Origin of the sequence: Streptomyces sp. SID1328 (assembly GCF_009865595.1) — a bacterium.
Taxonomy (GTDB): Bacteria; Actinomycetota; Actinomycetes; order Streptomycetales; family Streptomycetaceae; genus Streptomyces; species Streptomyces griseoluteus.
The window spans coordinates 1-10,522 of the sequence record NZ_WWKH01000172.1; the positions used below are offsets into that span (position 1 = coordinate 1).

10 protein-coding genes are annotated in these 10,522 nt (G+C 72.0%); 6 read left to right on the forward strand and 4 right to left on the reverse strand.

Annotated features, from left to right (window positions below; all coding sequences use genetic code 11):
• Nucleotides 1-1,094: thiol reductant ABC exporter subunit CydC (cydC, locus tag GT030_RS05125; RefSeq protein WP_161200039.1), on the forward strand; the 1,094-nt coding region annotated here is incomplete at its 5' end.
• 13 nt (nucleotides 1,095-1,107) lie between these two features.
• Here the strand turns inward: cydC and GT030_RS05130 are convergent.
• Nucleotides 1,108-2,031 carry a Cof-type HAD-IIB family hydrolase gene (locus GT030_RS05130; protein WP_202459701.1) on the reverse strand — a complete coding sequence of 308 codons (924 nt, stop codon included), beginning with the start codon at nucleotides 2,029-2,031 and terminating at the stop codon, nucleotides 1,108-1,110.
• A gap of 107 nt (nucleotides 2,032-2,138) precedes the next feature.
• On the opposite strand from GT030_RS05130, the gene GT030_RS05135 reads away from it, so the two are divergent.
• Nucleotides 2,139-3,041, forward strand: a complete 903-nt coding sequence (locus GT030_RS05135; protein WP_161200041.1) for an LLM class flavin-dependent oxidoreductase — start codon at nucleotides 2,139-2,141, stop codon at nucleotides 3,039-3,041.
• A gap of 14 nt (nucleotides 3,042-3,055) precedes the next feature.
• Here GT030_RS05135 and GT030_RS05140 read toward each other — a convergent pair whose 3' ends face one another.
• Nucleotides 3,056-3,604: an RNA 2'-phosphotransferase gene (locus GT030_RS05140; protein ID WP_161200042.1), complete on the reverse strand. Its 549-nt coding sequence runs from the start codon at nucleotides 3,602-3,604 to the stop codon at nucleotides 3,056-3,058.
• Between the two features lie 276 nt (nucleotides 3,605-3,880).
• Nucleotides 3,881-5,629, reverse strand: coding sequence for an SDR family oxidoreductase (locus tag GT030_RS05145; RefSeq protein ID WP_161200046.1), 1,749 nt, complete (start codon nucleotides 5,627-5,629; stop codon nucleotides 3,881-3,883).
• A gap of 204 nt (nucleotides 5,630-5,833) precedes the next feature.
• Here GT030_RS05145 and GT030_RS05150 point away from each other — a divergent pair, with 204 nt between their 5' ends.
• Genes GT030_RS05150 through GT030_RS05165 form a run of 4 tightly spaced genes read left to right on the forward strand, consistent with a single transcriptional unit; the run spans nucleotide 5,834 to nucleotide 9,394 of the window.
• A complete protein-coding gene (locus GT030_RS05150) occupies nucleotides 5,834-6,796 on the forward strand; it encodes an ABC transporter ATP-binding protein (RefSeq protein ID WP_161200047.1) in 963 nt (320 codons plus the stop codon).
• On the forward strand, nucleotides 6,786-7,703 hold the full coding sequence (locus GT030_RS05155) for an ABC transporter permease subunit (protein WP_161200043.1): 918 nt from the start codon (nucleotides 6,786-6,788) through the stop codon (nucleotides 7,701-7,703). The genes GT030_RS05150 and GT030_RS05155 overlap by 11 nt, the downstream gene beginning before the upstream one ends.
• A gap of 49 nt (nucleotides 7,704-7,752) precedes the next feature.
• Entirely contained in the window at nucleotides 7,753-8,664 is a 912-nt protein-coding gene (locus GT030_RS05160; protein WP_135791328.1) for an ABC transporter ATP-binding protein, read from the forward strand.
• A 10-nt stretch (nucleotides 8,665-8,674) separates the two neighbouring features.
• Nucleotides 8,675-9,394, forward strand: coding sequence for an ABC transporter permease subunit (locus tag GT030_RS05165; protein ID WP_161200044.1), 720 nt, complete (start codon nucleotides 8,675-8,677; stop codon nucleotides 9,392-9,394).
• A gap of 309 nt (nucleotides 9,395-9,703) precedes the next feature.
• On the opposite strand, the gene GT030_RS05170 is transcribed toward GT030_RS05165, so the two are convergent.
• Nucleotides 9,704-10,507 carry an HAD family hydrolase gene (locus GT030_RS05170; protein WP_161200045.1) on the reverse strand — a complete coding sequence of 268 codons (804 nt, stop codon included), beginning with the start codon at nucleotides 10,505-10,507 and terminating at the stop codon, nucleotides 9,704-9,706.
• Nucleotides 10,508-10,522 lie beyond the last annotated feature (15 nt).

A 10,522-nucleotide genomic window follows, 5' to 3' on the forward strand; every position in this document is an offset into this window, starting at 1 on the left:
GTACGGCGGCCACCCGGAAGGCCGACGGCACCCTCACCCGGATCGCGTCCCGCGCGGCCGGGGTCACCGCGCTCGGCGACGGTCTGACCGCGCTGATCTCGGGCCTGACCGTCGCCGTCGCCGCGCTGCTCGGCGCGCAGGCGGCGGCCGGGGGCCGTATCCACGGCGTGCTGGTGGCCGTGGTCGTCCTCACCCCGCTGGCCGCCTTCGAGGCGGTGCTCGGCCTCCCGCTGGCCGTCCGCTACCGCCAGCGGGTCGCCCGCAGCGCCGAGCGGGTCTACGAGGTCCTGGACGCCCCGGTGCCGGTGCACGAGCCCGAGCACCCGCGCGAGGCCCCCGCCTCGCCGTTCCCGCTCGTGATGAGGGACCTGACCGCCCGCTACGAGGACCAGCACCGGGACGCGCTCCACGGGCTCGACCTCACCCTGGACCGGGGGCGCCGGATCGCCGTGGTCGGCCCCTCGGGCTCCGGCAAGACCACCCTCGCCCAGGTGCTGCTCCGCTTCCTGGACCCCGGCTCCGGCACGTACACGCTGGCCGGGGTGCCCGCGGCCGAGATGGACGGCGACGAGGTACGGCGGCTGGTCGGGCTGTGCGCCCAGGACGCCCACCTCTTCGACAGCACCGTCCGGGAGAACCTGCTGCTCGCCCGCAAGGACGCGACCGAGGCCGAGTTGCGGGACGTGCTGCTGCGGGCCCGGCTGCTGGACTGGGTGGACGGCCTCCCCGAGGGCCTGGACACGCAAGTCGGCGAGCACGGCGCCCGGCTCTCGGGCGGCCAGCGGCAGCGGCTGGCGCTGGCCCGCGCGCTGCTCGCGGACTTCCCGGTGCTGGTGCTGGACGAGCCCGCCGAGCACCTGGACCTGCCCACGGCGGACGCACTCACCGACGACCTGCTGGCTGCGACCGAGGGCCGCACCACGCTGCTGATCACGCACCGGCTCGCCGGTCTCGCCGCCGTCGACGAGGTGCTCGTCCTCGACGCGGGCCGCGTGGTGCAGCGCGGCCCGTACGCCGGGCTGCTCGCCGTGGACGGCCCGCTGGCCGCGATGGCCCGCCGCGAGGCGGAGGCGGAGGCCCTCGTCGTGCTGTGACCGGCGGGGCCGGTCAGACCCGTCCGGCGAGGAGGTCCTCGATCACGCGGGCCACGCCGTCCTCGTTGTTGGCGTGGGCGCGGCTGGTGGCGGCGGCCAGGGTGTCGGGGTGGGCGTTGCCCATGGCGTAGGAGCGTCCCGCCCAGGTCAGCATCTCGATGTCGTTCGGCATGTCGCCGAAGGCGACGACCTCCTCCTGCGAGATGCCGCGCTCGGCACAGCACAGGGCCAGGGTGCTGGCCTTGGAGACGCCGGGTCCGCTCAGTTCCAGCAACGCGCTGGGGCTGGACCGGGTGACGTTGGCGTGGCCGCCGATGGCGATCCGGGCGAGGGTGAGGAAGGCGTCCGGGTCGAGGTCGGGGTGGTGGGCCAGGACCTTCAGCACCGGCTGGCTCGCCGCGACACCGTCCGGCGCGAGGAGTTCCTCGGCGGGCCGCAGGGTGTCCGGGATCTCCAGGTGCAGCTTGGGATAGGCGGGCTCCTGGTGGAAGCCGTAGGTCTGCTCCACCGCGAACAGGGTGCCGGGGGCCGCCTCGCGCAGCAGCTGGACGGACTTCAGGGCGTTCTCCCTGGCCAGCTCGCGCACCTTCACGAAGCGGTGAGCGCCCAGGCCGCCGTGCAGGTCGACCACGGCGGCGCCGTTGCCGCAGATAGCCAGGCCGTGGCCGTGCACATGCTCGCTGACGACATCCATCCAGCGGGCCGGGCGGCCGGTGACGAAGAAGACCTCGATACCCGCCTTCTCGGCCGCGGCCAGCGCGGCGACGGTCCGTGGGGAGACGGTCTGGTCGTCGCGCAGCAGGGTGCCGTCGAGGTCAGTGGCGATCAGGCGCGGCGGGAGGGAGCCCCCTCCTCGTCCGGACGGGGCCGACGGCTGTGCGGGGGCCGGGGTCCCCGGCTCTCTGGTCGCTGAGGTCACCCGAGCATTCTCGCGCATATGCGCGCACGATCGTGCGGCACGGGGCCCGGATGAGGGCAGGTACGCGTCAGATGCGTTCGGGATCGGGTCCGGGCCGGCCATCCGGGCGTCGTAGGCTCGTCGGCATGGCCCTTCGTCTCAGTACCGTGATCCTCCCCGTCGACCGCTGGAGCGAAGGGGGTCGGGCGAAATGGCAGCGGGCCGAGGAGCTCGGCTTCCATGCCGGGTACACCTACGACCATCTGTCGTGGCGCTCGTTCCGGGACGGGCCGTGGTTCGGGGCGCTGCCGACGCTGACGGCCGCCGCGGGGGCGACCGAGCGGCTGCGGCTGGGGACGCTGGTGACCTCGCCGAACTTCCGGCACCCGGTGACCCTGGCCAAGGAGCTGATCTCCCTGGACGACATCTCCGGCGGCCGGGTCACCCTGGGCATCGGCGCGGGCGGCTCCGGGTTCGACGCCACGGCGCTCGGGCAGGAGGCGTGGTCGCCGCGTGAGCGGGCCGACCGGTTCGCGGAGTTCGTGACGCTGCTGGACCGGCTGCTGACCGAGGACGCGGTGTCGTACCCGGGGGACCACTACTCGGCGGTCGAGGCCCGCAACATTCCGGGCTGCGTGCAGGAGCCCCGGTTGCCGTTCGCGGTGGCGGCGACGGGCCCGCGCGGGCTGAAGCTGGCGGCGCGGTACGGGCAGGCGTGGGTGACCACGGGCGACCCGAAGCTGTTCGAGACCGGTACGCCGGAGCAGTCGGTGCTGGCGGTGGAGCGGCAGATCGGCCGGCTCGCCGAGGCATGCGCGGAGATCGGCCGGGACGTGACCGGCCTGGACAAGATCATGCTGACCGGGTTCACCCCGGACCGTGCCCGTCCGCTGGACTCCGTCGACGCGTTCGTGGACTTCGCCGGCCGGTACGCGGCGCTGGGCATCACCGAGCTGGTGATCCACTGGCCCATCGCCGACTCGGACTTCGCGGCCGACCAGGCCGTCTTCGAGAAGATCGCCACCGAGGCCGTGGCCCAGCTCGGCTGAGCGGCCGGAGGATCTCAGCGCGGCTCGGAGAACCGCAGGTAGCGCGGCGGGACGGCGTCGGTCAGCCAGACGCCGTTCGCGCTGACGTGGAAGACATGGCCGTCGCGGTGCATGGCGCCCGCGTCCACGGCGAGGACCACGGGACGGCCGCGGCGGGCGCCCACCCGGGTCGCGGTCTCGCGGTCGGCCGAGAGGTGGACGGCGTGCCGGTCCATGGGGCGCAGCCCCTCGGCGCGGATCGCGTCCAGGCTGCCGGCGACGGTGCCGTGGTAGAGGTACGGCGGCGGGGTCGCCGGGGGCAGGCCGAGCGCCACCTCGACGGTGTGGCCCTGGCTGGCGCGGATTCTGCCGCCCTCGACGGCGAAGCGCCGCTTGTCGTTGACGGCCACGACGTGGTCCAGCTCGGCGCGGCTGATGGGGAAGCCGTGGGCGGCCGCGGCGGCGAGCAGCGTGTCGATCTCCACCCAGCCGGCCGGGTCCAGGGTGAGCCCGATGCGCTCGGGCTGGTGCCGCAGGTGCTTCGAGAGGTACTTGGACACCTTCACGGTGCGTCTGTCATCCATCGCCTCTGATATACCCGTTTCTCCCATATGATGCTTTTCGCATCTTCCTTTCTTAGGGCTGCCCCGCGTTTTCCGCCCGTGTTCCGCCCCTCCCCAGCCTTCCGGAGAGACGCGGATCACGCACATGATTTCCGCGGTGAGGTTTGATCCACAGCCAATGCGCCTTATCCACAGCCTTTTTGACGATTCTGTGGACAACCAGCGCCCGTTTCAGGCAGGTTGATCAACTTCAGCGTGCTTCACGGCAGATGAAGCCTCCGCGCGCGATGCTCCGACTCACAACTTCGGCTCCACCCGCGCCAGTTTGCGCAGCGCCCCCGGCATGAACCGCGACAACAGGTACGCCCCCCGTGCCTCCGGAGTCACCGGCACCACCGCCCGGTTCTCCGCCACCGCGTCCAGAATCGCCCTGGCGACCTTCTCCGGCGGGTAGTTGCGCTTCCCGTACAGCCGGGACGCGCGCTCCTGACGCCGCCGTGCCTCGGTCTCGTCCACCCCTGTGAAGCGCGTCGTCGACGTGATGTTGGTGTTGACGATGCCCGGGCAGATGGCCGTAACTCCAATGCCTGCGGCGGCCAGTTCGGCACGCAGGCACTCCGACAGCATCAGCACCGCCGCCTTGGACGTGCTGTACGCCGGAAGCGCCCGCGAGGGCTGGAAGGCAGCCGCGGAAGCGATGTTGACGATGTGGCCGCCCTGTCCCCGCTCCGCCATCCGGGCCCCGAAGAGACGGCAACCGTGGATCACTCCCCACAAGTTGACGTCCAGCACCTTGCGCCAGTCGTCCGGAGTCGTGGTGAAGAAGGAGCCGGAGACTCCGATGCCCGCGTTGTTGACCAGCACGTCCACCACGCCGTACTGGCGGTGCACCCGCTCGGCCAGCTTCTCCATGGCCTGCTCGTCCGAGACGTCGACCGTCTCCGGCCAGGCGCCCGACGCGCCCGACGACAGGGCCAGTTCGGCGGTACGGGCAGCCGTCCCGGCGTCCCGGTCGACCGCCACCACCCGCGCCCCCGCCTCGGCGAGAGCCAGCGCCGTCGCGCGCCCGATGCCGCTTCCCGCACCCGTGACCAGCGCCAACTGATCGCCGAAACGGTCGGCATGACGACCGCCGCCGCCCCGCGACGGCTCGCCCTGCTCCACGGAGGTCGTGAACTCCTCGATCCATCGCGCCAGTTGGTCGGGCCGGGTGCGCGGCACCCAGTGCTTGGCCGGGAGCGTGCGCCGGGTCAGCCTCGGCACCCACCGCTCCAGGTCGTCGTAGAGCCGCTCCGAGAGGAACGCGTCGCCCTGCGGGGTGATGAGCTGCACCGGGACGTGCGCGACGGCGTCCGGGCGAGGGTGGCGCAGCCGGGGGCGGACGTTGTCCCGGTACAGCCAGGCCCCGTGGGCGGCGTCCGAGGGCAGGGTCGCCGTCGGATAGTCGCCGGCCGGGATCTTCTCGGCCCGCTCCAGCAGCTTGGGCCACCGCTTGCCCAGTGGCCCGCGCCAGGCCAGCTCCGGCAGCACCGGCGTGTGCAGCAGGTACACGTACCAGGACTTGGCGCCCTGGCCGAGGAGCTGGCCCACCCGGCGCGGGGTCGGGCGTTTCACGCGGGCGTCGATCCAGTGGCCGAAGTGGTCCAGCGAGGGGCCCGAGACGGAGGTGAAGGAGGCGATGCGGCCCCGTGTCCGCTCGACCGTCACGAATTCCCAGGACTGCACCGAACCCCAGTCGTGCCCGACCAGGTGCACCGGCCGGTCCGGGCTCACCGCGTCGGCCACCGCGAGGAAGTCGTCCGTCAGCTTGGCCAGGGTGAAGCCGCCGCGCAGGGGCTTCGGCGCGGTGGAACGGCCGTGACCGCGCACGTCGTAGAGCACCACGTGGAAGTCGTCCGCCAGGCGGGCGGCCACCTCGGACCAGACCTCCTTGCTGTCCGGGTAGCCGTGCACCAGCACCACGGTGGGGCGCCCCGGATCGCCCAGTTCGGCCACGCACAGCTCGATCCCGCCGGTGTGCACCCGCCGCTCACGCGCGTCCTTCAGCGTCACTTGTCCTCCGCACGCATCCGCCCGACTCCGTCCAGCGAATGTGGCAGTTGTTAGAGGTGGCGTCAATAGGGGAGATCGGGCCCCCTCCCCCTACGGCCCATCACCCCTAGGGCCCCGTACTACCCGAGACGGACCCCAAGACGGCTCTGAGGTCTGACGACCCGCGTGCCCCATGTCACTACCGTCGGGGACGTGACTGTGATCGTGACCGAGAGCCTGAGCAAGCGGTTCCCCCGGGTGACCGCGCTCGACCGGCTGTCCGTGGACATCGGACCCGGTGTGACGGGACTCGTCGGTGCCAACGGCGCCGGCAAGTCCACCCTGATCAAGATCCTGCTGGGTCTGTCCCCCGCCACCGAGGGCCGCGCCGCCGTGCTCGGCCTCGACGTGGCGACCGAAGGCGCCGCCATCCGCGAGCGCGTCGGCTACATGCCGGAGCACGACTGCCTGCCGCCCGACGTCTCGGCCACCGAGTTCGTCGTGCACATGGCGCGCATGTCCGGCCTGCCGCCCACGGCCGCCCGCGAGCGCACCGCTGACACCCTGCGCCACGTCGGGCTGTACGAGGAGCGCTACCGCCCCATCGGCGGCTACTCGACCGGCATGAAACAGCGGGTCAAGCTCGCCCAGGCGCTGGTGCACGACCCCCGGCTGGTCTTCCTGGACGAGCCGACCAACGGCCTCGACCCGGTCGGCCGTGACGAGATGCTCGGCCTGATCCGCCGCATCCACACCGACTTCGGCATCTCGGTCCTGGTCACCTCGCACCTGCTGGGCGAGCTGGAGCGCACCTGCGACCACGTCGTGGTCGTCGACGGCGGCAAGCTGCTGCGGTCCAGCTCCACCACCGACTTCACCCAGAGCACCACCACGCTGGCCGTCGAGGTCACCGACAGCGACACCCACCCCGACGGCACCCGCGCCCTGCGCGAGGCGCTGCAGGCGCGCGGGATCGACACCCACGACGACGGCGGCGGCCTGCCCGGCGCCGGCCACATCCTGCTGCTCACCGCGCAGGGCGAGGAGACGTACGACCTGGTCCGCGACACCGTCGCCGGGCTCGGTCTCGGCCTGGTCCGGATGGAACAGCGGCGCCACCACATCTCCGAGGTGTTCACCCGCGACGAGCAGCGGAAGGAGGCAGTCGGCCATGGCGGTTGACCAGCCCGTCCCCACGGCACCGGCGCCCTCGGGCGACCAGTCCCGCATCCACGACATCGGCTACCGCGGCTACGACGGCCCCCGCCTCGGCCGCGCCTACGCCCGTCGCTCGCTGTACTCGCAGTCCCTGCGCGGCGCCTACGGACTCGGCCGCTCGGCCAAGTCCAAGGTGCTGCCGATGCTGCTGTTCGCGGTGATGTGCGTGCCGGCCGCCATCATGGTCGCCGTCGCGGTGACCACCAAGGCGCACGACCTGCCGGTCCCCTACAGCCGGTACGCGATCATCATGCAGGCCGTGATCAGCCTGTTCGTCGCCTCGCAGGCACCGCAGTCCGTCTCCCGCGACCTGCGCTTCAAGACGGTGCCGCTGTACTTCTCGCGGCCCATCGAGACCGCCGACTACGTGCTCGCCAAGTTCGCGGCGCTCGCCTCGGCCCTGTTCATCCTCACCGGTGGTCCGCTGATCGTCCTCTTCGTGGGCTCGCTGCTCGCCAAGATGGGCGTGGCCCACCAGAGCGAGAAGTTCGGCCAGGGCCTGGTCACGGTGGCCCTGCTCTCCCTGCTGTTCGCCGGGATCGGCCTGGTCGTCGCCGCCGTCACCCCGCGCCGCGGCTTCGGCATCGCCGCCGTCATCGCCGTCATGACCATCTCCTACGGCGCCGTCTCCACCCTCCAGGCCATCGCGGACTCCCGGGACAACAGCGGCTCGGTGCCGTGGATCGGGCTGTTCTCCCCGGTCACCCTGATCGACGGGGTCCAGTCGGCGCTGCTCGGCGGCACGTCGTCGTTCCCCGGCGGGGTGGGCCCGTCCACCGGCGAGGGCTTCGTCTACCTGATCGTCGTCCTCGGCCTGATCGCCGCGAGCTACGGCCTGCTGCTGCGCCGCTACAAGAAGGTGGGCCTGTGACCGCCCTCCCGTCGCCCGCCACCACCCTTCCAAGGAATGGGCTGCGCCCATGAGCACACTTTCGATCGACCACGTCTCTCGCTGGTTCGGCAACGTGGTCGCCGTCAACGACATCACCATGACCATCGGTCCCGGCGTCACGGGCCTCCTCGGCCCCAACGGCGCGGGCAAGTCCACCCTCATCAACATGATGGGCGGCTTCCTCGCCCCCTCCACCGGCACCGTCACCCTCGACGGGCAGCCGGTGTGGCGCAACGAGACGGTGTACCGGCACATCGGCATCGTCCCCGAGCGCGAGGCGATGTACGACTTCCTCACCGGCCGCGAGTTCGTCGTCGCCAACGCCGAGCTGCACGGTCTCGGGGCCAAGGCCGCCCAACGTGCCCTGGCCACCGTGGAGATGGAGTACGCCCAGGACCGGAAGATCTCCACCTACTCCAAGGGCATGCGCCAGCGCGTGAAGATGGCGTCCGCGCTCGTGCACGACCCCTCGCTGCTGCTGCTCGACGAGCCCTTCAACGGCATGGACCCGCGTCAGCGGCTGCAGTTGATGGAGCTGCTGCGCGCCATGGGCGACGAGGGCCGCACGGTGCTGTTCTCCTCGCACATCCTGGAGGAGGTCGAGCAGCTCGCCCGGCACATCGAGGTCGTCGTCGCCGGACGGCACGCGGCCAGTGGCGACTTCCGCAAGATCCGCCGCCTGATGACCGACCGCCCGCACCGCTATCTGGTCCGCTCCAGCGACGACCGCGCCCTCGCGGCCGCCCTGATCGCCGACCCGTCCACCGCGGGCATCGAGGTCGACGCCGTCGAGGGCGGGCTGGTCGTCCAGGCCGTCGACTTCGGCCGCTTCACCACGCTGCTGCCCAAGGTCGCCAGTGACCAGGGCATCCGGCTCCTCACGGTCTCGCCCTCGGACGAGTCCCTGGAGTCCGTCTTCTCGTATCTCGTCGCGGCGTAGGAGGCCGAAGATGTACGACCCCACAGTCGCCCGGCTCACCTACCGGGCCCTGCTCGGCCGCCGCCGCGCTCTCGTCCTCGGTGCCCTGCCCCTGCTGCTCATCGTGATCTCGCTGGCCGTACGCCTGCTGACCGGGGCCGACGACCAGGTCGCCGCCGACGTGCTCGGCGGGTTCGCGCTCGCCACCATGGTGCCGATCATCGGCGTCATCGCGGGCACCGGCGCGATCGGGCCGGAGATCGACGACGGCTCCGTGGTCTATCTGCTGTCCAAGCCGCTGAAGCGGCCCACGATCGTCTTCACCAAGCTGATCGTCGCCATCGCGGTGACCATGGTGTTCTCCGCGCTGCCCACCCTGATCGCGGGCCTGATCCTCAACGGCAACGGCCAGCAGGTGGCCGTCGCCTACACGGTCGCCGCGCTCGTCGCGTCCATCGCCTACTCGGCGCTGTTCCTGCTGCTCGGCACGGTCTCGCGGCACGCGGTGGTCTTCGGCCTGGTCTACGCCCTGGTCTGGGAGGCGCTGTTCGGCTCGCTGGTGTCCGGTGCCCGCACCCTGAGCGTCCAGCAGTGGTCGCTCGCGGTCGCGCACAAGGTGGTCGGCAGCAACCTGATCACCTCCGACGTCGGCCTCCCCGCGGCCACCGCCCTGCTGATCGTGGTCACCGTGGCCGCCACCTGGTACGCGGGTCAGCGGCTGCGCGCGCTGACCCTGGCGGGCGAGGAGTAGCAACCGCCGGCGCCGGGGTTAATTCGCTGGCGCCGGGCTTCCGGGCGGGGGCACAGTGGGGGAGCCGACGCCGGGTTCAGGGAGCCCGGCGCGCCCCCGTACCGGGAGCGGAGCCGGACGGCGTCATGTCCGGCTTCCGTCAGGACGGTTCCAGGGCGGGCTCCGGTGCGGTTACTCCACCGTCGAGCCCGCTCCCGCACAGGGACCGTCCGGGGCGGCCGCTTCGAGCACGCGATGTCGCTCTCGCGTGGGCCGCCCACCCGGAGAATTCGCCGAGAGGCGGGGCAGGACCACGCCGTGCCCCGCCTCTCAGCCGAGCAGTCGCTCCAGCACCACCGCGATGCCGTCCTCCTCGTTGGAGGCGGTCACCTCGTCGGCCACGGCCTTGAGTTCGGGGTGGGCGTTGGCCATGGCCACGGTGTGCGCGGCCCAGGCGAACATCGGCACGTCGTTCGGCATGTCGCCGAAGGCGATCGTGTCGGCCGCCTTCAGCTTCAGGCGCCGCGCCGCCAGCGACAGACCCGTTGCCTTGGACAGCCCCAGCGGCAGCAGCTCCACGATGCCCTCGCCCGCCATGACGACGGTGACGAAGCCGCCCGCCGCGCGCGAGGCCGCGTCCGCCAGTTCGTCCGTGGACAGCGTCGGATGCTGGATGTAGATCTTGTTCAGCGGGGCTTCCCACAGGTCGGCCGCGTCCGTGAACGCCTTGGCCGGCAGCCGGCCGGCGACCGCGTAGCCGGGGCCCACCATGACCTCGCCGTCCAGCCCGTCCCGGCTCGCCGCCAGGTACAGCGGGCCCACCTCGGCCTCGATCTTGGCCAGGGCGACGCCCGCCAGCTGCCGGTCCAGCGTCACCGAGGTCAGCAGCCGGTGCTGTCCGGCGTCGTAGACCTGGGCGCCCTGGCCACAGACGGCGAGGCCCCGGTAACCGAGGTCGTCCAGTATGTGCCGGGTCCAGGGCACCGCCCGGCCGGTGACGACGATGTGGGCGGCGCCCGCGGCCGTGGCGGCGGCGAGCGCCTCACGGGTGCGCGGCGAGATCGTCTCGTCGCCGCGCAGCAGCGTGCCGTCCAGATCGGTGGCGACCAGCCCGTACGGGAAGGGGTTGCTCACTTGGCGAGATCGGAA